This window comes from Microcoleus anatoxicus, from assembly GCF_042465725.1.
Taxonomy (GTDB): domain Bacteria; phylum Cyanobacteriota; class Cyanobacteriia; order Cyanobacteriales; family Microcoleaceae; genus Microcoleus; species Microcoleus anatoxicus.
In genome coordinates this window covers 5281954-5306152 of sequence record NZ_CP120853.1, presented here as the reverse complement: position 1 = coordinate 5306152, position 24199 = coordinate 5281954, and the positions used below count along the sequence as shown (strand labels likewise).

Here is a 24199-nt window from a genome sequence, read left to right as displayed (position 1 = left end):
TTGATTATGGCGATCGGCTTAACAATACTTAACTCGATCGAAACATTTATGGATGAGGGGTGAGAGGGTGAGGGGTAAAAGCTCCTTACCCCTCGATTTGGAATCATTTTATTTTACTTTTTCGGGGTGAGACTTGGCTTTAGTCATGTTCAACTGTTTTCTCCAGGTCTATTGGTCAACCTTGCTGTCAATTCATCAACTGATAACTGAGACAATTGTTCCAATATCAATGTCAATTCTGCCACTGGTAATGCTAGCAACTTTGCTATCGTATCTGATTGGAGATCGCCTAATTCACCGCAGCTCGTTTTCAAGACATTTTCAGCCAACAAAATTATTGCTTGTTGCCTTCCTGCTTCATCCACTACCAGCATTGATATTGAAAGTAACATGACCGTAAATTCGGATGCAGGCACTGTGGATGCAGGAGTTAGAAAAGCTGTTATCTGGGGGTCTAATTCCCCAAATCGTACTCGCAGAAAGTTCTCTAAAATTAAGCGCTGCTGTTCTTGTCTTCCTCGTTCCAATCCTTGTTGAATGCCTTCTTCTCTACCTTCTTCTCTACCTTCTTCTCTACCTTCTTCTCTAGCTGACTGTTGTGCTGCTTGTAACTGTTCTTGAAAAAGAGGTGCGTGAGGCGTAGCCATCGCGTAGCGAATCGCCATAATTAACTCCCGGTTTTCTGTCTCTGTTTCTGGTTCTGAATCTACTACTAAGTTAGATTGAAGTCTATACAATAATTCTAACGCACCAATTCGCAGAGGGTTGTCTACCGCTAAATTTCTTAATTCGGCGATCGCGCGGCGCTGCACTCCTCCCCTGCCCAACATCCTCAACCATATAGTTTCCGGTATTTCTGGCAATTGATGGATGACGACGATCGCCGATCGCAAAGATTCCGGCAAAAAATAAATTCCCCTCATCCAATCTCGATCAGGTGTCGCCCCAAACCCATTCAACAAAGCATCTGAAGCCGTAGGGGTGAGAATCCAGAGTTTTGGTAATGCAGCTTCGTCACAGCGAATATTTTCTCTTCTGGCTTGCCGTTCCAATTCACCGCGTACATCTAACAATTTGCCCAAACAACTGCAAACTTCGCTGACACTAACTGGATTGCGAAACGGTTCCAATATCGCTGTCCCGCTGGCAATTCTTCCCAATACTCCCAAAGTTTCAGTATATTGCGGTTCTGGAGAAGTTTCGGTAAAGTAAACGTCTATTTCGCGCACTTCTGAAGCTACATCGCGCCCGACATTAACTGTTCCGATGGGAGACAGTAATTCTTCTAATAATTCTTTAGCAAAGCGATCGTGAATAAATCGGGTCATTGGTTTTTCTTGATTTATTTCCGTAACTTTTGAATTGACGCATCGATGGACATGAACTGTGCCAATGCTAGACAGCAACGTGGTTAGATATTCTTTGGCGAAGCGATCGTAAATTGATTGTGTCATGGGATTTTAGATTTTAGATGACTGGGATATATCAATTATATCGATCGCCCATCCCAACTAAAACCCCAGATCCATTTTAGCGGCTTCAGCCTCTGCAAATACCTCTGCATCAGGCATTTCTTGCCAATCAATATCACCAATTTCCCGATAAAATTGTTCGTCATAAGCACGAGTTTGTACAACCACCGGCATCGGTACCGCGTGCCCCAAAACTAATGCTTGTTGTTTGGAATCTAGTTTAGCTAAAACCGATCGCAAACTTTGGCCACCTGAAACACCAGTAAAAATAGCATCAATGTCCTTATCATCGTTTAGCAAGGCTGTGATGCGAGTGCCCACTTGCGACATCACTTCCCCGTCGATACCAGAGGGGCGCTGGTCTACAATTAACAGAGTTACGAAGTATTTTCGCATTTCACGGGCGATCGTGCCGAAAATAGTCGATCGCACGATCGCCCGTACCCGATAAACCTGCCTCATTGCTGCCGCTCCCAACTCGCTCGTTTTCCCTACCCAGCAAGCTTACAGCGCTGCGGGGCACGGCTTCCTAGCAACTGTCCGTTACCTTAGCTTGCATTAACTACTGCATTCAGTAATGCAGCAATGATTGCAGTAATTACTCTAGTAAGTAAGTGATTGCGTTAATTGCGATTGGATAACAATTTGTTATAATTAAGTTTCTCAAACGCGCTGTTAGTAAACTAATTGACTAGATAATTTATGAACGCTGAAGAATTGCTCGAACGGTATACCAGTGGAGAAAGACACTTTGCTGGGGTTGACTTGAGCGGTGTCGATTTGAACAAGGCAAATCTCCTTGATATCAATCTCGCCAATGCTAATTTGATTAATGCTAACTTTAGTTATGCTGACTTGATTAATGCTAACTTGAGTGGTGCTAACTTGAGCAATGCTAACTTGAATTGTATTGACTTGAGCGACGCTAACTTGAGCAATGCTAACTTGAGCGAGGCTCACTTGGATGGTGCACAGTTGATTAATGCTAATTTTAGTGGTGCTAACTTGAGAGAAGCTTGGTTGGAAGGGGCTGACTTGAGTGGAGCCAATCTAAGTAATGCCTGCTTGGAAAATGCAACTTTGCACTATGCTGACGCGACTGATGCCAACCTCAGTGGAGCTAATTTGAAAAATGGTTTTTTATCTAGGCTCAACTGTGAAAATACTAACCTCACTGGAGCCGACCTCAGCGATGCAGACCTCGGTGAAGCTGGTTTTGACAAAGCAACTCTAATTGGCGCGAATCTAAGTAATACCAAACTACATCAAACAGGGTTTGAAAATTCCGATCTTACTGGAGCTAACTTTAGTGGTGCAATTATGGATGAAACATCGTTTGATGGTTCAAATCTCAGTCACGCTAATCTGATGGGAGTTCAGCCAGAACCTAGTCTGATGGCAAAGAAGGTTAGGCTCATGGGAAAAGGGTTTGAAGAAGCTATCTTATGTAAGACTATCATGCCTGATGGTAGCATCCGCAATGATAATTGTATGCCTGAACAATCCAATGAGCTAATATAAAAGTTTTCAGTTCCAGACAATACAAAGTGGGGATAAAAAATCAGGCTTCTTGGAGAAGCCTGGTTTTTTAGTAGATTACACTCATCGGAAAACCTCTATCAATTATTCACTCTCAAGTTCCTCAGATTCCTCTTCTGGATCTGTAGGGTCTTCTGGAGGTGGCGGTGGATTTGATTTCCAAGGAAGGCTATCCCAAGTATCTCCAATAGATTTTTGCTTTGGAAAAATGTACTTGATATCTTTGATATCTTTTTTGATTTCTTGAGGAAGAAGAGGGAATAGATCGTAGCCGATCTCGTTTTCTATTTCTTCCAAAGACCAGACAGGACGTTGAGTGCGATCGTCCGTCCTTTGAGTTAATGGTTTTTCTGTGAATAAAAATGCTGTAGCATTATGTTATTATTAGACCTATTGCAAAATAATTTTCTGATATAATAGAAGGTTTTGCTTTACTTGATTAGACATCTCCCAAAAGCCTGTGAATAACAGGCAGGATGCCTGTTCCACAATTATGGAGATGTCTAATTCAAAACTTCCAATTATAACATATATCTTTTTTGCAAGAGGTCTATTGTAAATAAACTCTAGGATACAAAGTTATGGAGAGAATAGATGAAGCAGAACTACTAAGACGATATGCTGCTGGGGAGAGGGACTTCAACGGGCTTGATTTGAGCCGCAGCCGAGCTAGATTAAGTGGGGTTAATCTCAGCGGAGTTAATCTTAGTGAAGCAAATCTGGGTAGCGCCGTTCTGGACGAAGCTGATTTAAGTGAAGCCTCTCTGAGAAATGCTTGGTTGAACGGGGCTATCCTTGAGAGGGTCAATCTGAGTGGAGCTAACTTGGAAAGCGCCAACTTGGAAGCGGTTTACATCAGAGATGCCAACTTGAGTAGGGCGAACCTGAGAAATGTTTGGTTTGCCTATGCCTTTGCACAGCGCAGTAACTTTACAGGAGTTAACCTCAGTGGGGCTATACTTCACGAAACCAGCTTGGATAATGCTCTTTTGATTGGCGCTGACCTTCAAGGTGCCGAGTTGGATCAAGCTGGACTCAGTGATGCCAATCTCAGTGGGGCTAATCTCAGTGGGACTATTCTTAAAGAAGCCGACTTTGATAATGCCAACCTTACCAATGCCAATTTGAGGGCTGCCAATATCGAAGATTGCTTCCTTGCGAAAGCTATTTTCTGTAATACCATTATGCCAGATGGAAGTATTGCGAACAATATTTCTGGGTATGAATGAGGAATAGACCCGATTCAGCTATCATCCTGCCTGCGAATAGATGCTCCTTGTCAAGTTTCTTGGTTCAACTTATGGCAATGGGTTGGGTCTAAAGTTATCCCAATCATCACTATCTAGTTTAGCTCCTAAAGGAAATATAAGTCTGTTATTTTGGAGAGCTTGCTTAATATTAAATGGCAGATTGTCAAATAAATCATAACCAAGTTCATCCTCAATTTCTTTGAGAGACCACACAATTCTATCTTCTTTGTTTGATTCCGTCCAATTCTGTCTCCATCGATCTTCTTTTTCTGTAGGTAAGTCATTGGCTACGTAAAAACCAACAGCATAGATTTTTGTTGTGGTATCAGTTACAACTGCATTGGGGCGATCCAGTACCAACATAACTTTCCACAAGTTTTCAGGGATTTTTATGGCTTGATTTTTCTCAGGTTTTTTGGGAGAAAGAACCTCATCTTGCCCATCCTTCTGTTTAATTTTATGGCTGCCTGTAATGACATAAACTTCTCTGCCAGCTTTTACAAAGTCTTGGGCATAGTTCTCAATTTCCTCCCATATTGGTTTATTGTTTTTTTTGTGCTGTGGAACGATGTTCGACATCATGTTAACAGCTTTATTGTCCTTGAGAGTAATAGTGCGAGATGCTATCGGTGTTTGATGACCTGCAACATAAGGATCTCTACCGCTATAATCAGTGTTTGTCACTTGGTAAAAATCTGGTGGAAGGCTGCGATCATTAGTGAAACCGCGCTTACTAGGATTTTCCTCTCCGGCCAAATATATCGATGATTTATTGATCTGGAAACTCGCCCAGTTAGGTATGTTTCCAGTACCGTTGTAAGACAGAGTATACTGCGGTTTTTCAAGCAGCAAATTGTCTTTATAGAGATTCCCATCATAATCAGCACCGCTATACCTTGCTGGACTGCTGCCATTCTTGGGTGTCGGTTCCCCAAATTTGAGAGAACTACTCTTGAAGAAGACATCATCTAAGTAAACCGCGTCGCTACCTTCCAATTCAAATTTGAGCGTCGCTGTTTTACCTCGGAACTTATCTAATTCTTTTTGTTGGGTTGACCCTTCATAGAAAGTGTCAAATACATTAAAAGTCTCAAAGCCTCTAGTCGCATAACCAAGTTTTCGGGCAGCATCTTTTTCAAGATCGTTGTTGTAGAAAGAGTCTGATGTTCCTGTTGTGAAATTAGCTTCATTGAGAAGAATAGTTTCGGTTATTTCTTCACCAGAAGCCGTATCTGTGAGAGTAACTTTCAGCTTATTACCTCGGTCTGCTGCTTCTTTGGGAACGTGAATGTTGAAGCGCAATTTACCCCACTCCGGTACAACAAAGCGGTTGTGCGTAATGCTCTCACCACCCTTTAATTCCAGAGCATAGTTAGAGAAATTTGGGTCGCTATTGATGCCCATTCGATCTAAGAAAGAAGTTCCCGGTACTTGCTTTCCATTGGGATAAGTGTAGGGAATATTCAACGAATCTATGGCTTTCCAATTTACTAAGTGCTTCGTGGGGTCTACAAGCGTTGATGTACCACCATGAAAAGACCACCCCGGAATTTCCGTAGAAATAGCATTCCGACCAAAATTTTCCGGCTCACTCTTATTCGGAATGTACTGGTCAAAATTGCCATTAAACAGAGTAGGAACCGCATAATCCCCCCGCATCCCAGCAGAAAGAGTATTATCAAAACTCACCGGAACGCGCCCAGTAGGGCTATACTGACGTTGCTCTTTACCTCCACCCAAAACAGAATAAAACCAACCCTCACCAACCCCTTCACCATTGCCATTATCATACCAAGGTTTAGCTGCCGGGAAATTCGGATCGAACATTTCGGGTAAACCCATTTTACCCAACATATCGTTAACTGCTTGAGGCTTCTCAGAAGCCTCCACATGAGGATACTGAAGTAAAACTTCCTCCAAGTCTAAATCAACCGTCCCAGCATACCATCCAAATGCTCGCTTGTGCGTCCCTGCAATACTATCATCCTTAGTAAACCCAATCCGACTATTTATCCGACCTGGTTCCCCCTCACGAGTACCGAGTAAAATCTCTCGGTCTGCCTTCCCTAAAGTAACACCATTAGCTTTAGGAAAATTCAGTCCAGCAGGTTTGGGATTCTTATCCAACTCCTCTTGTGGAAGTTGACCCAAAGAACGACCATTAGGAGTAGCAGTCAAACCATTAGGATTAGCCACAGTCTGATAATAGTTATCAGCAAACGTCACATTATTCCAAACCTGAACCTTGGGTTCGTAGAAATCGCTGAAATTTGCGCTGACAAAATCAGGTAATTTTAAATTCAAACTAGGTTGGTAGAAATCGTGCGGGTCGATTGTTGTCATCTGGAGGTCTCGGTTAGCCATAGATGTTCCACCAGCTTGGGGGAAGAAAGTTCCTAAACGCTGTACGATTTCGCTATTGACAACGGTACCCCGACTGAAGCCCATGAAATGCAGTGGCGAGTTGAACAAATTCCCCTGCTGGCGAATCAGCTTCCCTTGGCTGTCGTACAACCGTTTAAGTTCATTGCCTTGATACTCTCCAACCTTACCCCCCAACGCCAAATCTAACTGCACCATAGAAGCAAACAAAGCATCAGCCGCACCCTCAGAAAAGCCAACGTCAGGAATAACTGATTCTCTGTCCAACGACCATTCTGGCAGCAACACTAACGATTTATTCTGGTTAACATACTTAGCCTGAATATTGCTAGTTAAAGTCCGAAAATAGTTAGTATCTGTTGGTTGCAGTCCACCCGTTAAAGTTGTTAAAACTCCTCCATTTTTATCAATAGGAATCCAAGACCCGGTGGGTTTTTCGTAGCGTAAAATTAACCCATCATTACCAGTTTTTGCAATACTATCAGCTACCTCGTAGAAGGAGTCAGGAATTCCCCCTTGGCCGGGCAAAAGTGTAAAACCATGAGTTAACACACTCACGCTGCTGAAAGGACTGTTGCTATCAGGAGGTATGGTTTGAAACTGCCCCAAATCTTTGGTCACAGCCCCGCTATTACTCACAGCTTCAACAGCAAAATTGTAGTTCTGCCCCGCAGTAAGACTCCTCGGTAGCGTGAAGTTAGTGCTAGTATTTGCGGGGTCATTTAAAGGTTGGTCAAGAGGCGTAATCCCGTCGTGTCCGTACCACTTGCCAGTATCTTTTTTCCAAGTCGCAGTCAGAATTCGGTTGGGATTGAAATCGTCATAACCGTTCCAAGGCTTGGAAAGAAGTTGACGCTTTTGTGTTTCCGAGAATCCGGGAAGGAGTGCCGAATCTGATAAATTGACAACCTTATCCCAAGGCAATAAGCCCTTCCCTTGGTCGAACGTACTGACAAAAAGATTAACCTCTTTCACATCCTCCCAACCAGGAGAAAACTGCCATTGAAAAGTCGGAGTTAGGTCATTGGTAGTTGCACCAGGCCCCTTCAAATTCAGCCAATCAGTCGGTGCAGAACTCAAATCCCGTAAATTGCCTCCAGTACCGACTGGTGCGCGTGTTGTCCCCGGCAGCACCCCATAAGTAAACTGATTAGCAGGTCGGTTCTCCTTAGTAATCCCATAATCAGCAGCAATACTAACCGCCGGATTTATATCATCAATAGGAACCCTTGTGAAATCAGCCGCAGTCACAGACCTCGCCGTAGTAGCATTGAAGAAAGGAGACTTAACACCCCTGTCAAGACTATCAATTTTGAATTGACCGGGATTGTCCAGAGTTTTAATCATTTCCTCAACATCGAAAGCATAAACGCTCCCGCTACCACTCAGAGAAGGATAAGAGCCATAAAGGTATTTGTTGTCATTAGAAAGCACTAAATCGTTAGTAAGAGTCTCTGGAATCGGTCTGGTAGCACCGATTAATTGAGGATTTGGCCCCAAGGGGTCTTTAATAATCCCAATATTTCCCCCAGAACGTACATCTGCAGAAGGGCCAAGACTTCCAGAATTGCGACCAGCCACAAACCCATACCGCCCATCCCGCGTTACAGTGACAGATACCCCCTCATTCACATCAAAATAATCAGTAGGAAAACCCAAACTTAAAGGGGCATAACTCACAGAAGCAGTAAAGTTAAGAGGATCGTCCGAAGTAATTTCCAACACCCCAAAACCAGGCGCGTCATTATTCTGGTCAGGATTACTTCGATTCAATCCGTTCGTGAACACCATTTTCGTCGGCTCATTCGTAGCTGCTATTCCCTCGGTCTCCGAAATAGTAGGAATAACTCCGATTTGTTGATGCCACTTACGAGGATTGGAATTCTCATCCTTCGGTCGATCCTTCGAGTCAATATTGATTGCATAAATCCGACGATTAGGCACTTGCTCATTATTATCAGAACCCGTGCCGAACAGCCGCCGGCCGTCACTACTAATTGCCAACTGACTCAATCCTAATGGTGAAGTGACGTTAATAGTCTCAACTACTTTGTGATAAGTTGCCGAGTTAGGGTTGATGTCAAGGACGTAAATTTTCGCTTGATTCAAGTCGCCAATGTAAGCATAATCGTCTCTAGGACTGATGACTATTGACTTGGGTCTAGCGCCCGCCGGCAGGACAATGGGATTGACGCCTGAAGTATTTGGCACAGTATCTACCTGTCGCAGTACCATTGGATCGACCAATGCCACTTGACCTGAATTCCTCAAGGTTGCGTAAACGCGATTTCCGTCGCTAGTCACGGCTGTTGATTCTGCCCAATCTGTGACACCGCTAGTCCCCACAGGAATTTGAGCCAACAGCAAGTCCTTGCTGTTTGTAGTATTAACCACTGATTCGGGGTTTTTACCGTTGAGAACCGCTACTCGGTCAGAACCGCCCAACGCTGCAAAAACGTACTCTGCCCCCTGTGGCAGCCGAATTGGATTGCTGTTGTACTGGATTTCTTTGTATACTGGTGCTGTGCCGTTTTGCTCGACGATCTGGTTCTGCTTCCTCTCCAGCACGACGCCTGAAGCGCCCAGCACTACTGTATCAGGCACTTTAACTGCTACTTCATACTGATTGCCCCCAAGAGAGCGGCTGCGTGTCGGTACTACAGTCCCCTCATACACAGAGTTGCCTACATAGAATTTAACTGTCACATCCTCAAATTTACTGCCTTTAGAGTCGCTGGCGTTGTTGACTAAAATGTTGCCCCCGGTCAGAAATAAGAGGGGCTCATTGTTCTCAAATTGCTGGTTGTTCTCATCCTTGAATTTCAATTCAGCTTTTTGGAGGACAGGAGGTGTTGTGGGGTCAGAAGAAGTCGGGGCCGGCATATTCAAAGCTGCCTTAAATGTGGCAGTACCGTCGTCGTTTCGCTGGACACCTACCTCTGTTACTATGGGAAGTCCCACCTTGGGGATTGCTACTACCTGTACTGAAGATATGTCGCGAGTTACGGTAAAGGCCGGGGTGGTAACGAATTTGTCCGGGTCGATTAACTGACCGATGTTTCCCTGGGGGTCAATGATGCCAAAAAATGCTAAGGGGAAGTTGTAGTTGAGGGTAAGTTGACCTTTGACTAAGGTAGCGCTGCCCGTCGGACTGGCGTAAACTACTGCGTATTCGCCCGGTCTGACCACACCTGGATAGGGAGGAGACTGGGTGCGAATGTTGCCGTCATCTCCGACTATGCCTGATTCTTCTTGCAGCCAAATCGGATTCCAAGTGCCGGTTGCGTCAGGAATTGCTCCTTTTCGCAGGAAGTATGCCACAGTTCCTGGTGCTAATCCGGCGGGTGCTGGTACTGCTAACTGGGCGGGTATATTCAGGGAGTTATCGCTAAAGTTTAAGTTGAAGGCTCCTGCAAATTCAAATCCCGGTGGTAGTGGTAGGGACAAGTTTTGTTGGTTGACTGGGGCAATGCTGACGGTTGCATTCTGTTTAAGGGCGCCCGGAGGTATCATGACTGCTAGGGTTCCGTCGCTTGAGTTGATGATGCCACCGTCGGTTCCCAAGGCAGTTGTGCCGATTTTCGGTGCTTCGACTCGAACTGGAATGATGGCGGATGCGGTGCCGTGAATGGCCGTAACGGTGCCATCGCCGATGCCGACTGCTGTAATGGTGCCGTCGGGACTGACGTTTAAGATGTTGCTGTTGTTGCTAAAGTAGCGTGTACCTGTGCTGGCTGCGGTTAAGTTGGCTTCGGTGAAGTTGGAGTTTAAGCCGAGGGACAGTTTCCGGGTTCCACCTGGTATCAGAGAGACGGCATCTGGGTATGGGTCTAGTCCGTACATTTCGGCTAGTATCTGATGCAATTGAGCATCTGTTGTGGGTGCTGGCATCGTCCCAATTCGGATTGGGGTGACTGCTTGCAAGTTGTTTCGACTTGCACTCAAAATTGAAGTGCCGTTGACCAAACCTGTCACTTTACCAGTTGGATCAATTGGTGCTACTTCTGGATTTATTGAAGTGTAAGTTAGATAAGAATCTGGCAGCACTACACCTTTTTGGTCGGCAAAATCTCCGAGCACAATCAATTCCGTATTTTCTCCTGCATTGAGGATCGGATTGCGCTTCACAAAATCTAGATTTAGCAGAGGAACATCGCTGACATTGACTGTCACCCGCGCGGGCGTTGAACTCCCAAAAGCATCGCTGGCAAGGAAATCAAAGCTGGCAATTCCAGAGAAACCGGTTGCTGGTTTAAAGGATGCTTTGTTAGTTAAGGGATTGAAAATTACAGTGCCGTTTACTGGACCCTGGACGCTAATTGTCAGAGGGTCGCCCTCTGCATCTGTGGCAAGATTTTCTAATGAAATAGTTGTCTCTAATTCTGTATAAGTCCGAGCGCTTGTCGGTGAAACAACGGGCGGATTGTTGTCAGAATTCGGGGGATTGGCTTCGGCGAGCAATTGCTGTCCTAAAGCTGTATTGCGCCATTCTCTGTCAGGGTTGATGACTGTATCTAGCAGCGGTGCGTTTCCTGTCGCGCCGCTAATTTTAAAGATTAGGTCATTGTAATCTCTGTCCGAGTTAGAAGGCGACATATCTTCCAGGGCAAAGGTGTTGCCGCTGCCGGTAATGTCGGCTATTTGTAGCAGATGAGCGGTATCGTTGGGATTGGCTGTGGCGATACTGAATAAGGGGCGGTTTTCGGGGAACAAATTTCCCGAATATGAGGATTGGAAGGATGATTGTATTGTAGCGTTGGGGACTAACATGACGGCAAAGGTGTCGCCTGGTAGCATGGAGAAAGTTTTGATACCCTGATATTCGCCGCTGCCCCAATCCCCGTCGAAGGGCATCGCACCGGTGAATTTTGCTCCTTCTTTTGAGTCGCTGATGACAATATGTCCGTCGGTGGAATTGCTTAAAACTCTACGGGATGCTTCGGCGATGAATTCTGGAGTACCGGGTGTGAATGCGGACATTCCGCGTTGGCTGAAAATGCCGATTTCGCCTTGAAAGTAGCCGCCATCAAATACATAGTCAAATTTGACTTTTCCTTGGTTATCTACAAGGAAAGTGCCGGGGATTGGTAAATTTGCGGTTGTTGTTATTGTACTATAATTGAAACATAAACTATCGCAATAATTAAAATAGGAATATTATGCTGATTACACCAGATAAACTACTAGAACGTTATCAAGCTGGAGAGCGCAATTTTGCCGGATTGAGGATTGAGGCTAATACAGACCATCCTGATGTCTTATACGGTGCCGACCTAAGTAATATTATCTTAAGTGGAATTTACTGGCCAGGAGCTAGGCTTAGAGACGTTAACTTAAAAGAAGCTAAATTAATAGGAGCTTATATGCCCGATGCTGATTTCACATTAGCAGACCTAACATGGGCCGATCTAACGGCAGCTACATTGAGGCGGGCTTGTTTTGAATGTACTAATTTGACAGGAGCTCGCTTGGAAGGGGCTAACTTAATCCAAGCTAACTTGGACGGAGCTGATACTATTGATGCTAATTTTGAATATAGTTTTTTGTTTGACTTAGATTTAAGGCAAGTTAGACCTGCGGGCTCTCCCATTGATGATGTAGAAATCTATTACAGATTTGCGTTAGTGTGGAATACAATTATGCCTGATGGAAGATTTGTTGCTGAGCCTGAATACGGTACGAGATACACATCAAGGAATTATACTGAGTTTATACTTAAGTATAAACTCAGTTGAATCTTTATTATTAGATATTCAGTCGTGATACTTGGCATTACCAATAAACGTTCCATTAGGTAAATAGGTTTCCCAGAGCCAAGCCTTAGTGCAGAGTATCTGACGATGGCATTCTTCATCTAGCTTGACTTTGGAAAGATTTACTTTACAAAGAATACTTTCACTTAAATCAGCACCTGTTAAGTCGGTTTCAATCAATTGAGCCTCTGTTAAGTTAGCTCCAATCAATTTAGCACCTCTGAGGTTAGTTTTAAGTAGACGAGCCTCAGTAAGGTTGGCTCCTGTCAGGTCTGCACCTGACAGGTCAGCGCCACTTAATGAAGTACGCCATAACTGAGTTCCAACCAACTGAGCTCCTTGCAAGTTCATTAGGCTTAGGTTGGCATTAGAAAGGTCTACTCCACTTAAGATAATATCGCTTAAAAAAATAATATCGTGTAACTCAACTATGCTGCTACCATCAGGACTCTTGTATAACTTTATACCAGCAAAGTTACGTTCCCCAGCATTATAACGCTCGCTTAAGTCGGCTATTGTCACCCGAAGCATAATTTTGTCTCCCTGAATTTATTACTTAAAAGACTGTAGGTAAAGTAATATTGTTTTCAATTTCTTCTTGAACTTCGGTGGGAATGTTCGAGAAAAAGTTATAGCCAGTGTACTCCTCAATTTCATTGACTGAGAAAATGTGCTTGCGCCAGTCTAGTTTTGATGGTTCTTGGTTAGTATTTGGCAAAAGTACGCCAAAAGTTTTTGCCTTAATTGTGATATCTGTAGGACTTTTGCCTGGTTTTTCTGGAATTAAAACAACTTTCCACAGCATTTCAGGAACATCAATATTAAATTGAGTAGCTCGAGACCTAATTAGTTCCTCTTTGTTTTCGGGTTTTAGTGAGGGAATCAGATCGCTTGAGCCATATCTGCCAGTAATAACGTAAACCTCATTGCTGGGGTTATTACTTTTTCTGACAAAGGTGTTTATGTCACCTTCGATCGCCCGCGCTTAAAATAAACTTCATTACCATTATTTATGTCATAAGGACCGAAAGTAGCATCAACTGGCCGAACATTGTCAGGATTTTGGGGAAAATTACTATCGAAACCTCAATCCAAATACGATCTGCAATTTACCTGTATCAACTATTTACAGCGTTTTTCCAAAAATTATAAGTCGTTAAACCAATAATTTCCTTGTTTTCATTATAGATCTCATCCAAACAATTGAAAAGAGCTAAAGCATAATTTTTCAATCCCAAAATTGTCAAACTTTTCAGTATCCTAGTCAGGCGCAGGTAATTGTGATTCAATCTTTCAATCCACTTTCGGCTTCTGGACAAATATTCCTCAGATTTGGCAATGACAATTTCCGCGTTTTCTTCTGTGCGGCATTCCAACCCGTAAAAAGCCAGCATGACTTTGAGAGATTTAATTAAGCGATTTCTCAATTCATCGCTTGTTCTAAAAACTTGAATTACCCGCTCGTTCAAAGTAGGAGCGCTCGTATTGAAGTAACTTTTTTCTGTTAGCGGAAACAGCCATTGAATGTAGTCGTGTATCGCTTCTAACTTCTGGTAATCCCACGACCAAATATCCTCGATCGCCCGACCTTGCGAATTGGGCTGCTGACCGAGATAAAAATCTAAAATTGGATTTGATTCGCTTAAATAACTCATTAATTCCTTAGAAATGATTTACTGACATTTGAAGATATCGATCGATTGTCTTAAGGTGGCGACATTGGTCAAAAGATACCAACCTTTATCCTCCTGTTTTCCTCTATAGCGATCCTAAATCATTTGCATAATTCTTGTAGGGGCAATCCCCCCGTGGTTGCCCAATCCCTCGGAGGGCGGGCACAGGGGCACCGCCCCTACATATCTGCATGAATGATTTAGGATTGCTATATATTTTCCTCGCCAATAACAAGAGTCAAAATCCGCCATCGGTGGGGCTTTTGACTCTTGTTGTCACTCCGTCAGCCAAAAAGGTTTTTCGGCTGGTTCATAAACAATTGTATTGTCCTGATCGGGTAAAGGTTTTGTGTGTTCTTCTCCGACGAAAATAATTAGTGGTATTCCTTCAGGAAAGGCGCGACAAGTTGGCATCTCGTTTATATACACGTCATGAAACAAGTGACGGCAGTCAAGGCATCCTTTATATTCAGCCATTTGATTACTCCTTAACAACAATACGATCTATAAATTAATCTAAACTTTTACAGATCGTATCATTATTTTACGTTTTTAGCGTCTGGATATGCCCAGCCAATTTTATTTTTACTCTTCCATTTTGTCTGTTGTACTTTTTTTAATTGCCTCATAAACAATTGTATTTCCCTGCTTGGGTAGAATTTCAGTATGTTGAATTTCCCCTGATAGTATTATCATAGGTATTCCTTCAGGAAAGGCACTGCAATCTAGCTCACCTAAATAATGCCGACAACCACGACACCCTTTATATTCGCTCATTTGATTTTTATTCATTGGAGTATTAAGCAGCAACAACTACTACCTGTTTTGGGTCAAAAACTACTATGAGTTTTCTCGAAGGAACTAGAGGATTTCCTATTTGAATAGCATCGTAACCTTGAGATTGTAAATATTCTGCATATTGATTAATCAAATCTTGGTCTGACAACTCTAAATTATTAGTTAAACGGTAGCCTTCTAAGCTGGATCTGTATGCAGAATCCTGTGAATATATTTTTGGATTTTTTACATTTAACATTATATCTAATACGGCCCCATCGCTGTAGATTTCGGCTACGCTTGTAGCAGTTGATAAATAAAGTCCCGGTCCATACACTGAGTATTTTGTGTTAAAGTAAGCAGGATTTACACCAATATTCGCAATACTACTAGCACCCTCTGGGCTAGTTCCATGATACAACACGCGTCCGCTGTAGTAGCTATTTTTTGTATATTCTTCAGCCTCAGCGAGAGTCATAGAAGATTCCCACTTCTTGCCAAAAGAAATATCGTCAAGGTAAACAGTGCCGTCATTGATTTCAAACTTGAGTAAAGCTGCCTTACCGCGCAGTTCTTGCGGGACATTTAGGTAGAAAGTTTCCAAGCCTTCAGTACCATAACCGATCTTGCGAATATTGCTGTCGAGCTCTGTAGGAGAGCTATTTATTCCAGATACTGGCTCTAAATCGATAGTTCCTATTGACGTAAACTGTTCGTAACCAGCTACGTTTGCTTGCATAGAAACCGTAATTTTTCTTCCCGCACCGAGTTGGTCTTCAGGTACGTGCAGGTCGAACTTCAAACTATCGTGTAAACTGTTTTGATCGGGGACAAGAAAGAGATTATGAATTATTTCTTTAGGTCCATCGGTTCCTCCCATCTTCAAGGTATAGTTTTTTCCCGCCAAACCCGGGTTTAATTTTCTTTGCTCTTCAGTTAAAAAGGTATCAATCTCATCCCGTTCATGCAGGTGTCTTTGCGACACATTAGGATTGTCGGATACACTTAAAGAGTTGTAAAAAGACCAGCCTGGAACGCTCTGATATGTAAAACGTTCGCTGGCGTCAAAATTACCATTGAAAAGGGTGGGAACTGCATAGTCACCTCGCATCTTGTTACCTATAATTTCGTCTGTGTAGGTATTGTCCTCAGTTACGGGGACACGGTTACTTACGTTAGCATCATAGGGGCGTAATTGAGAGCCACCACCCAGTACCGAGTAAAACCAGCCAGTACCGATACCTTCCCAAGGAGCTCGTTGTTCACCGTGAGTAAAATTAGCATTCGCATGATCGGGTGTGTACCACGTAGGTGTAGTTGGATTGCCTGAACTATCTAGTTCCAGATCTCCAAGCCGACGGTAAATCCTCTCTCCATTCCTTGAGGGGAGTTGACTTCCGCTAAGGTTAGCTGTTCCTGCATACCAAGTTAGAGCTTGGTGAGGCCTTCCATCCGTGCTATTTTCAGTAAATCCAATCCGGCTCAAGCCATCAGAACCACCAAGGTGTACGTTCCAATCCGCCTCCGCAATTCGCCGACCAGCAGGGGTATTGATTTCCTGTGTATCCAGAGCGGAGATGTCTTGATAATAGTTATCGGCATAGGTAACATTTTCCCAGATTCGCACTTCTGGATCGCGGAAGCTTTTTAAGGAGGCTACAAACTCATTTGGGTCGAAAGCATAAGGATCGATCGTTGTCATCTGGAGGTCGCGGTTTACAAGGCTAGTACCACCAGCGAAGGGAAAATAACTCCCCAAACGCTGGACAATTTCATTGTCGATCGCTGCACCCTGACCAAACCCCATAAAGTGCATAGGTGAATTGAAAAGGGTGTTTGCCAAATTTTGATTTAAAGCTACCAGTGAAGCAAAAAAGGCATCTGCGGCTGCCTCAGTAAAGCCAGAGTTAAATGTGTTTGCTTCTGGGAGTTCTTCCCACCCAGGGATTAGTATCAGTGGTGCGCCCAATTTGTGAGTTGGAGGGGAGAAGGTTGTGGAGCCATCAAAATTCAGCCACCCCCATTTGTTAGTAGCCCGATCGTAACGCATGACCAAACCATTTTCTTTAGTCAGGTGAGAAGCCATCTGCTCGAATTGGCGATCTATCAAATTAGCTTGAGGTTCTATGCCTCGCGTTAACACCGTAACGCTACTGAAAGTATTGCCACCATCCATCGGAGCCGGCAGTAAAGTCTTAAACTTGTCGGTAACAACTTTTCTTTCCGTTTTGTTGGTCACAGCTTCCACAGCCCAATGATATTCCTGACCCGCCGTCAACATTCGGTCATTAGAAAGAGTAAACTCCTCAGAAGAACCAGCCTTACTAACTCCATTTGAAGTCCATGTACCATTCTTCCATTGAGCAGTTAGAACTCGATTCGGATTGTAATCTTTGTCGCCAGCCGAATTTAACCCATCCCACCTATCATCGGGCAACAAGCCCTTCCCTTGCGGAAAAACGCTCACATAAAGATTGACCTCCTTGACATCAGTATCGGGATTAAAACCAGGAAGACCGCATTCTTCACCGTCACCCTTGAAATCCCACCTAAAAGTAGGAGTTAGAGGATTGGTGCCACTCTCGCTAGTACCAATGGGCCCCTCTAATTCCAGCCAATTTTTAACATTCGCTATTGCCAAACCTTTAGGATTTCCGCCGATACCAATGGGAGCGCGTTTCGTGCCATCCGGGATACCAAAACCAAAGTTATTAATCCAATTTCCCCCTGTAATTTTGTAGTCGGCGGCAATACTTATCAGAGGGTTGATATCGTCAATAGGCACGCGGGCCAGGTCAGCAACAGTCGCATTTCGCTGATTGCTTGCCTGGAAACCCCAAGTATCCACACCCCTGTCGCGGGCGTCAAGCTTGTAATTGCCTGGATTCTCTATAGCCTTAATCATTTCCTCAACATCGAAAACGTAGGAACTTCCTCCCAAACCTAGGGTGGGATAGGAAGCAATCAAATATTTGCCGTCACTCGAAAGCGCTAGGTTGTTAGTTAAGCTGTCGGGAATCGGTCGAGTCGCAGCCACCAATTGAGGATTGGGCCCCAGTGGGTTTGCGATAATGCCTATATTTCCACCCTCGCGCGTATTTATCTTTGCCCTAGAGTTGCGGCCGGCAACAAACGCATATTTCCCGTCTTGCGTTACTGTTACAGCCACTGCCTCGTTGACATCGAAATAGTCATTGGCCACGCCCAGCGACAAAGGAGCGTAGTTGACTTTAGCACTGAAGTTGAGGGGGTCATCAGACGTAATGGAGAGCACTCCAAAGCCCTTGCCGTCATCTTGAAGCTTTACCTGTTCCCCATTACTTATGGCAAGGACACTAGCAAGCCCGTTGGTAAACACCATTTTTGTAGGGTCGGAAGTAGCAGCTATGCCCTCTGTCTCCGATGCGGTGGGAATTACTCCAATCTGCTGGTGCCACTTCCGCTCGTTAGAATTCTCAGTGTTCGGTTTGTCGGCGGGGTCAATGTTGACAGCGTAAAGGTTGCGGTTGGGTGTTTGTTCGCTATTGTCGGAGTATTCAGAAGGTTTTGTAATCTTGTCTGACTCACGATCTGCTATTATTAATATGTAAATATCTTCAAAAAAGGTTATGAATAACGAACAATACCTCGAATGGGAAGAAGAAGTCGATGAATATATTATGCTTCCTTGTCTCAACGAGTATTGGCCAGAAATGCAAGGTTGGGAGGTAGTCGATTTGTACAAAGATGGATGGAGAGACTATTCCGGCATGAATTTAGAAGGAATTGTCGCGGAACGTGAATACCTAATTGATATCGATTTAAGTGGCTCTGATTTGCACTCAAGTATTTTGCAGGGGTGCGAACTGAGCGGTGTTAATTTGAGTAACGCTAATCTGGAAAATGCTAATTTGAGCAGCACTTGTTTAGTGGGGACTAATCTAAGTAACGCTAATCTGGCTAATGCTAATTTATGGTATGCCGATCTGAGCGGTGCTAACTTAGAGAATGCTAATTTAAACAATGTTAACCTGGTTAAGACGAACCTAACTGGCACAAATTTTTTCGCGGCTCAATGGCAGAATATAAATACAGAATCTGCGTTATTTTGTCATACTATTATGCCAGATGGTAGCCATAAAAGCGATCCAGTTAGAGTCATTAAAACTCAAGAATTACTCCGGCGCTACGCTGCTGGAGAAAGAAGGTTTGAGGGCATAGTCTTGTATCGGGCTGACCTTAGAGGCGTCGATTTACATAACATCATTATGCCGAATGCTCATTTTGCTGATGCTAACTTAAGCGGTGCCAATTTGCAAGAGTCCTGCTTGACTAGAGTTAATTTTAGGGGGGCAAATTTGAGCGGTGCTAATCTGTACATTGCTAACTTGACCGACGCAGATTTAAGCTACACCAACTTAAAGGGTGCTAATTTATTGACATTGGATATGAATGGTGTCAATTTCACAGAGGCTAATCTACTTAGTGCTAAAATCTTTTTCTCTCAAGCGGGCTGGTTTCGCAATACAATTTTACCAAACGGAGAATGTATTGTTGGTCCTAATATATATCCTTCAAATCAGAGATAAGTTTTTTGTCTGATTTGAAGGATGGCTGAGGAAATTTAGATGATTGGATATAACTGATCTTTGAGGTAAGTCCGAATGTCATCAGGAAGACTAGACAAAAAGTTTATCTTTCTACCTCCTCTGCCATCAATCAGCTTTTCAAGCTGCTTAGGAATGAAAAATAAATAAGGTGACTAATTGAGAAATAGTTTAGCTCGTATCAAGGCTTCTGGGGTTTAATTGTGCAAGTTATTTATTTTTTATTCCTAAGTCTCCAAGTATCAGGATTTCTCCAAGCCGTTGTATTAGTTATGCGATCGGGATAGAGCCTTAAAAAAGTGCTATTGTTGATGGTGTAAATAGATATAGGAGTTGAGTTATGGAAAAAGAAAGAATAACTGTAGAAGAATTACTCAGACGATATGCGGCTGGAGATCGAGATTTTAGAAACATCATTTTGGAGTACGCTGACTTGAGCGGGGTTGAACTGCAAAATATTGACATCACTGGTGCTCAATTTAACTACGTTAATTTGAGCCGACTCAATTTGCATAGGTGCGAGTTAGGAGCGGCTAAATTTTGGTACTGTAACTTCAGGGAAGCTAAAATAACCTCAAGTCATTTGCAATACAGTAGGTTTTTTGACTGTGACTTGAGAGGATTTAACAGCAGTAGATGCGACATAAGCTCGGTTAATTTTACTAGAGTCAATTTACAAGGTGCTAAGCTCTATGGCTTTGGAGAAGAGCCTTGTAAATTCTGGGACGTAATACGACCTGACGGAGTTTTTAGCCCTGGTTTTTCCTTTTATCCATAGCTTTACTCTGACGAAACTCATAGAAATAGGGTATGATTTACTTTTGGGCTAAACGGAACTTCCCCTCGCAGGAGGAAGTTCCAGCTAAAAGAAGCAAAATGTCAAGAGGGAGAAGAATAACTCCCTTGAGTCTTCAAAGCATTCTGAATATTTTATGGCAGATTTGACAGGAAATCAAAGTTAAAGTCATAGCTGCGAACTTTGTTGCGTTCGTTAAGAAGACTTGTGAGTTCTGGAAGAGTAACTAGCCAAGTATCTGGGTTCCTCCAGGCTGTCGCATTGGTTATGTTACCTCGCATGCTATTCAAAAACGGAGCAAACACCTCATTATTAAGCGGATTTGCAACCCCCTCTGAGGATACGTTATTCCAATCTGGTTCTGCTACGTTAGGCGTCATGTATGCGAAAGCTTCTATGTTTGACGAAGTAACTTCGGCTCCTGGTTGTTCCACAGCCATGATTGTTTTCCACGTCCATCTAGGGATGTGAATTTGTCGGTTTGACAAATTGCTAGGGCTTGTATTTCCCTGATTGATATACTCTCCATTTAGAATGTCATCAAGCAACTCTGGAACATTCGTTTTCTTTTGAGGATTTGGATCGTTACTAATAGCTCCAGCGAAAATGTAAAGCTCTTGCCCCTGATTAACCCTAGGGAGTACCACTTTATTTTCTATATTGAACCAAGCTGAAGCATCTGCTGCATTGTTGCTTCCTTGAACAAAAAATCGATTATTATCCATTGACTGGGCAATCAGATTACTTGTTAAGTAGGTTGCTAACTGGTCTTTGGGATGTCTCAATCTATCTCTGTCCGGAGACAAATGACCCCGATTCATTCCTAACCCCGTAAAGATATTTCCATCATAAGTCAACAAGCCACTAGATAGTAGATCGGGATCGGCTATAAATTCAGGTCTTTTTATTAGTCCATCTTCTGGATCTCCCGGTTGTGTTGGTGGTTCTGTAACCCATGTTTTGTCTACTTTCCAACCAACCCAGTTGGCAATTTTGGTATCAGCATTGTAAGACACTGCGTACTGTGGCTTTTCAAGCAGCAAGTTGTTTTGATATGTACTGTTGCTAGGATTCCATCTAGCTTCAGTGGGATTGCCAAATTTGAGATGGTCGCTCTTGAAGAAAACATTATCTATGTAAACGGAACCGCCACCGTCTAAAGAAAAAGTTATTTTCGCTGGCTTACCTCGAAACTCTGCGATTTCTGAATCAGTGAGGTTTAACTTAAGTTGGAATGTTTCAAATCCTTTTCTCCCAAAGCCAATCTTGTTTTCAATATCCGAGTATATGTCCTTAATAGCCTGAATTTGATTGTAGTTACTTGGATCGATTGAAAAGTTTGCATCTTCTGCAAGATTGACGGTTACATCTTTACTTTGACCGTCGATCGTTTCAAGCTTTACATTCAGTTGTCCGCTTTGAACAGGAGCAAAAACATCAAACCGCAAATGCCCCAATCGGGTACAACAAACGAGTCATGGGTGGCTTGGGTTGGGTTCCCAGCTCCCAGGAGTAGAGCATAGTTGGGAATGCCATTTGAGGGCGGAGTAGCTCCAGGAATACCTGCTACATCAATTAGGGCGCTTTGCTTGAGTTTGTTATCAGTTCTATTGCTGTACCAGCCCGGAATATTTTGAATGCTATTCGGGTAAAAAATTGCATCAAAATTGCCATTAAACAGCGTAGGAACTGCAAAATCACCCCGCATTGCAGGTATTGGGGTATTATCTTCGTAAACCGAAACCCGATTATTCTTCAAATACTCCTCAAAGTCACCCAACTCACTTTTACTATTCTTCCCACCATCAAAATAAGGTCTTACCTCAGAACCTCCCCCTAAAACAGAGTTGAACCAACCCGTACCAATTCCTTCCCAAGGAGCTTTAGTATCGCCCTGAGTAAAACTAGCATTAGTGTGGTCAGGAGTGTACCAAGTCTTAGTAACATCAGCAATATTATTTTCAGCCAAATCACCTAAGCGACGGTAAATTGTTTCGCCATTCTCCGATGGAAACTGACTTTCATTGAGATTAGCAGTCCCCGCATACCAAGCCAAAGCAGCCCGATGGGAAGCACCTTCCCCGTCATCCGGCATAAATCCAGCCCGCTCTCCTAAAGAAACATTCCAATCGGCATTCCAGTTCGTTCCCGAAAGTTCTCGCCCGTTAATTGTATTCCCACTACCATTTGTTTGGTAGTAATTGTCAGCATAAGTGACATTATTCCAAACCTTAATTTCCGGATCTTGAATGTTAAGGAAATGCCCAGAAAAAGAATTATCATCGTAATCGTAAGGGTCAATAGTCGTCATCTGAAGGTCGCGATTTGCCCGACTTGTACCTCCAGCATCAGGTAAAAACGTACCCAAACGCTGGACAATTTCACTATTAACAACAGCCCCCTGCCCGAAACCGATAAAGTGCAGTGGCGAGTTGAAAACAGCTCCTTGAGTGCGGATTAATTTACCGGTGCTATCATAAAGCTGACCTGGGCTACCGACACCACCACCCTTATTTAAATCCAATTGCACCATTGAAGCAAATAAAGTATCAGCCGCCGCCTCAGCAAAACCAGAATTATAAAGTTGCTTCGGCTCAATCCCATCCATCCCATTCATCTCATCCATCCAATTAGCTAACAGCACTAAGGGTTTGCCATAGACAGGAGGCTGAAGGCTAGTATTAGATATCCAACTATTTCCGCGAGGAATAACTGACTGCCACTTACCAGTTGCCGACTGATATTTCATAACCGTACCACCAGTATCAAAAATGTGTTTAGCAACTCCATTAATTTGCCCATCAATCAACTGGCTATTTTCGGATTTTCCTGGTTCTAAGCCTCGCGTTAACACCGTAACGCTGCTGAAAGTATTGCCACCAGAAATCGGAGTCGGCAGTAAAGTTTTAAAATGAGCAGTCAGAAACCGATTCCGATTGTAATCTTGTCTGGCTCACGATCTGCTATTATTAATATGTAAATATCTTAAAAAAAGATTATGAATAACGAAGAATATCTCGAATGGGAAGAAGAAGCCGAAGAAGTTATTCCGCTTCTATCTCTCAACAACCATCACCCAGAGATGGCTGGTGGGGAGGTGGTCGATTTATATAAAGATGGATGGAGAGACTATTCCTCGATCAATTTAGAAGGAACTCTCATCGAGCATGAATACCTAATTGAGATCGACCTAAGTGGCTCTGATTTGCACTCAAGTATTTTGCAGGGTTGCGACCTGAGCGGTGCTAATTTGAGTAACGCGAATCTGGAAAATGCTCACTTGAGTAGCGTTTGTTTAGTAGGGGCAAATCTTAGCAATGCAAATCTGGCTAATGTTAATTTATGGAATGCTGACCTGAGCGATGCTAATTTGAAAAATGCTAACTTAAACAATGCAAACCTGTCTAATACCAACTTAATTGGCACAAATTTTAGCGCTGCTAAATGGGAGAATATTAACACTGACGCTGCGTTATTTTGTCATACTATTATGCCAGATGGTAGGGTAAAAAACGACCCGTTTCGAGTCATGAAACCCCAAGCCTTGCTCCGGCGCTATGCTGCCGGACAAAGAAGGTTTGATGGAATAATTTTGTATCGGGCTGACCTCAGAGGAGTCGATTTACGTAACATAATTATGCGGAATGCCCACTTGGCTAATGCTAACTTAAGCGGTGCCAATTTGCAAGAGTCCTGCTTGACGAGAGTTAATTTTAGGGGGGCAAATTTGAGCGGTGCTAATCTGTGCATTGCTAACTTGAGAGGAGCAGATTTAAGCTACACCAATTTGAGAGATGCCAACTTATATGCAGAAATGTATGGTGTAGATTTTACAGAAGCTAACCTGAGTGGGGCTGAACTTCTGTTCACGGAATCTGCATTCTTTCGTAACACTACCTTACCCAACGGAGAAGTTATTATTGGTCCTAGTGAATATGCTTCTAATTGGAAAAGGTAGGGTTCTATTTGCC

17 protein-coding genes and 1 pseudogene are annotated in these 24199 nt (G+C 43.3%); 6 read left to right on the top strand and 12 right to left on the bottom strand.

Annotated elements, in window-relative coordinates; genetic code table 11:
- Positions 1–149 precede the first annotated feature (149 nt).
- Positions 150–1454: a flagellar assembly protein H gene (locus P2A85_RS23045; protein WP_377475694.1), complete on the bottom strand. Its 1305-nt coding sequence runs from the start codon at positions 1452–1454 to the stop codon at positions 150–152.
- A gap of 57 nt (positions 1455–1511) precedes the next feature.
- A pseudogene (locus tag P2A85_RS23040) lies at positions 1512–1910 on the bottom strand (ATPase); the annotation flags it as partial.
- Positions 1911–2174: 264 nt separating this feature from the next.
- Here P2A85_RS23040 and P2A85_RS23035 point away from each other — a divergent pair.
- Positions 2175–2993, top strand: a complete 819-nt coding sequence (locus P2A85_RS23035) for a pentapeptide repeat-containing protein (RefSeq protein ID WP_377475693.1) — start codon at positions 2175–2177, stop codon at positions 2991–2993.
- 102 nt (positions 2994–3095) lie between these two features.
- On the opposite strand, the gene P2A85_RS23030 is transcribed toward P2A85_RS23035, so the two are convergent.
- Positions 3096–3308, bottom strand: coding sequence for a hypothetical protein (locus P2A85_RS23030; protein ID WP_377475692.1), 213 nt, complete (start codon positions 3306–3308; stop codon positions 3096–3098).
- 284 nt (positions 3309–3592) lie between these two features.
- On the opposite strand from P2A85_RS23030, the gene P2A85_RS23025 reads away from it, so the two are divergent.
- A complete protein-coding gene (locus P2A85_RS23025) occupies positions 3593–4240 on the top strand; it encodes a pentapeptide repeat-containing protein (protein WP_377475691.1) in 648 nt (215 codons plus the stop codon).
- Between the two features lie 69 nt (positions 4241–4309).
- Here P2A85_RS23025 and P2A85_RS23020 read toward each other — a convergent pair whose 3' ends face one another.
- The gene (locus P2A85_RS23020; protein ID WP_377475690.1) at positions 4310–11623 is read right to left on the bottom strand and encodes a DNA/RNA non-specific endonuclease; all 7314 of its coding nucleotides are present in this window, start codon (positions 11621–11623) and stop codon (positions 4310–4312) included.
- Between the two features lie 179 nt (positions 11624–11802).
- Here P2A85_RS23020 and P2A85_RS23015 point away from each other — a divergent pair, with 179 nt between their 5' ends.
- Complete coding sequence (locus P2A85_RS23015; protein WP_377475688.1) at positions 11803–12378, top strand: pentapeptide repeat-containing protein; 576 nt, start codon at positions 11803–11805, stop codon at positions 12376–12378.
- An 18-nt stretch (positions 12379–12396) separates the two neighbouring features.
- On the opposite strand, the gene P2A85_RS23010 is transcribed toward P2A85_RS23015, so the two are convergent.
- The 6 genes from P2A85_RS23010 to P2A85_RS22985 form a co-directional block, all read right to left on the bottom strand.
- Positions 12397–12927 (bottom strand): pentapeptide repeat-containing protein, encoded by a 531-nt coding sequence (locus tag P2A85_RS23010; RefSeq protein WP_377475687.1) that lies wholly within the window; start codon positions 12925–12927, stop codon positions 12397–12399.
- 25 nt (positions 12928–12952) lie between these two features.
- Positions 12953–13360, bottom strand: a complete 408-nt coding sequence (locus P2A85_RS23005) for a DNA/RNA non-specific endonuclease (RefSeq protein ID WP_377481649.1) — start codon at positions 13358–13360, stop codon at positions 12953–12955.
- A 154-nt stretch (positions 13361–13514) separates the two neighbouring features.
- The gene (locus P2A85_RS23000; RefSeq protein WP_377475686.1) at positions 13515–14051 is read right to left on the bottom strand and encodes an opioid growth factor receptor-related protein; all 537 of its coding nucleotides are present in this window, start codon (positions 14049–14051) and stop codon (positions 13515–13517) included.
- A gap of 294 nt (positions 14052–14345) precedes the next feature.
- The gene (locus P2A85_RS22995) at positions 14346–14546 is read right to left on the bottom strand and encodes a cytoplasmic protein (protein ID WP_340521793.1); all 201 of its coding nucleotides are present in this window, start codon (positions 14544–14546) and stop codon (positions 14346–14348) included.
- A 108-nt stretch (positions 14547–14654) separates the two neighbouring features.
- On the bottom strand, positions 14655–14861 hold the full coding sequence (locus tag P2A85_RS22990; RefSeq protein WP_377475685.1) for a cytoplasmic protein: 207 nt from the start codon (positions 14859–14861) through the stop codon (positions 14655–14657).
- A gap of 7 nt (positions 14862–14868) precedes the next feature.
- Positions 14869–18207: a hypothetical protein gene (locus tag P2A85_RS22985; RefSeq protein WP_377475684.1), complete on the bottom strand. Its 3339-nt coding sequence runs from the start codon at positions 18205–18207 to the stop codon at positions 14869–14871.
- Positions 18208–18454: 247 nt separating this feature from the next.
- Between P2A85_RS22985 and P2A85_RS22980 the strand changes: the two genes are divergently transcribed.
- Together P2A85_RS22980 and P2A85_RS22975 are read left to right on the top strand one after the other, a co-directional pair.
- Positions 18455–19414 (top strand): pentapeptide repeat-containing protein, encoded by a 960-nt coding sequence (locus P2A85_RS22980; protein WP_377475683.1) that lies wholly within the window; start codon positions 18455–18457, stop codon positions 19412–19414.
- A 358-nt stretch (positions 19415–19772) separates the two neighbouring features.
- On the top strand, positions 19773–20210 hold the full coding sequence (locus P2A85_RS22975; RefSeq protein WP_377475682.1) for a pentapeptide repeat-containing protein: 438 nt from the start codon (positions 19773–19775) through the stop codon (positions 20208–20210).
- Between the two features lie 152 nt (positions 20211–20362).
- Here the strand turns inward: P2A85_RS22975 and P2A85_RS22970 are convergent, their stop codons facing one another.
- Together P2A85_RS22970 and P2A85_RS22965 are read right to left on the bottom strand one after the other, a co-directional pair.
- Positions 20363–21676, bottom strand: a complete 1314-nt coding sequence (locus P2A85_RS22970) for a DNA/RNA non-specific endonuclease (RefSeq protein WP_377475681.1) — start codon at positions 21674–21676, stop codon at positions 20363–20365.
- The gene (locus P2A85_RS22965) at positions 21634–23082 is read right to left on the bottom strand and encodes a hypothetical protein (RefSeq protein WP_377475680.1); all 1449 of its coding nucleotides are present in this window, start codon (positions 23080–23082) and stop codon (positions 21634–21636) included. Before P2A85_RS22965 ends, P2A85_RS22970 begins: the two co-directional genes overlap by 43 nt.
- Before the next feature lie 144 nt (positions 23083–23226).
- Here P2A85_RS22965 and P2A85_RS22960 point away from each other — a divergent pair, with 144 nt between their 5' ends.
- Positions 23227–24186 carry a pentapeptide repeat-containing protein gene (locus tag P2A85_RS22960; protein WP_377475679.1) on the top strand — a complete coding sequence of 320 codons (960 nt, stop codon included), beginning with the start codon at positions 23227–23229 and terminating at the stop codon, positions 24184–24186.
- Positions 24187–24199: the final 13 nt, after the last annotated feature.

Excerpts from the sequence above, each read along its gene's own strand:
- P2A85_RS23020 (WP_377475690.1), bottom strand. The coding sequence starts at position 11,623 with ATGTCCGCATTCACACCCGGTACTCCAGAATTCATCGCCGAAGCATCC.
- P2A85_RS22980 (WP_377475683.1), top strand. The coding sequence starts at position 18,455 with ATGAATAACGAACAATACCTCGAATGGGAAGAAGAAGTCGATGAATAT.
- P2A85_RS23045 (WP_377475694.1), bottom strand. The coding sequence starts at position 1,454 with ATGACACAATCAATTTACGATCGCTTCGCCAAAGAATATCTAACCACG.
- P2A85_RS23000 (WP_377475686.1), bottom strand. The coding sequence starts at position 14,051 with ATGAGTTATTTAAGCGAATCAAATCCAATTTTAGATTTTTATCTCGGT.
- P2A85_RS23025 (WP_377475691.1), top strand. The coding sequence starts at position 3,593 with ATGGAGAGAATAGATGAAGCAGAACTACTAAGACGATATGCTGCTGGG.
- P2A85_RS23015 (WP_377475688.1), top strand. The coding sequence starts at position 11,803 with ATGCTGATTACACCAGATAAACTACTAGAACGTTATCAAGCTGGAGAG.
- P2A85_RS23035 (WP_377475693.1), top strand. The coding sequence starts at position 2,175 with ATGAACGCTGAAGAATTGCTCGAACGGTATACCAGTGGAGAAAGACAC.
- P2A85_RS22985 (WP_377475684.1), bottom strand. The coding sequence starts at position 18,207 with ATGGTGTTTACCAACGGGCTTGCTAGTGTCCTTGCCATAAGTAATGGG.
- P2A85_RS23010 (WP_377475687.1), bottom strand. The coding sequence starts at position 12,927 with ATGCTTCGGGTGACAATAGCCGACTTAAGCGAGCGTTATAATGCTGGG.
- P2A85_RS22995 (WP_340521793.1), bottom strand. The coding sequence starts at position 14,546 with ATGGCTGAATATAAAGGATGCCTTGACTGCCGTCACTTGTTTCATGAC.
- P2A85_RS22990 (WP_377475685.1), bottom strand. The coding sequence starts at position 14,861 with ATGAATAAAAATCAAATGAGCGAATATAAAGGGTGTCGTGGTTGTCGG.
- P2A85_RS22975 (WP_377475682.1), top strand. The coding sequence starts at position 19,773 with ATGGAAAAAGAAAGAATAACTGTAGAAGAATTACTCAGACGATATGCG.
- P2A85_RS22960 (WP_377475679.1), top strand. The coding sequence starts at position 23,227 with ATGAATAACGAAGAATATCTCGAATGGGAAGAAGAAGCCGAAGAAGTT.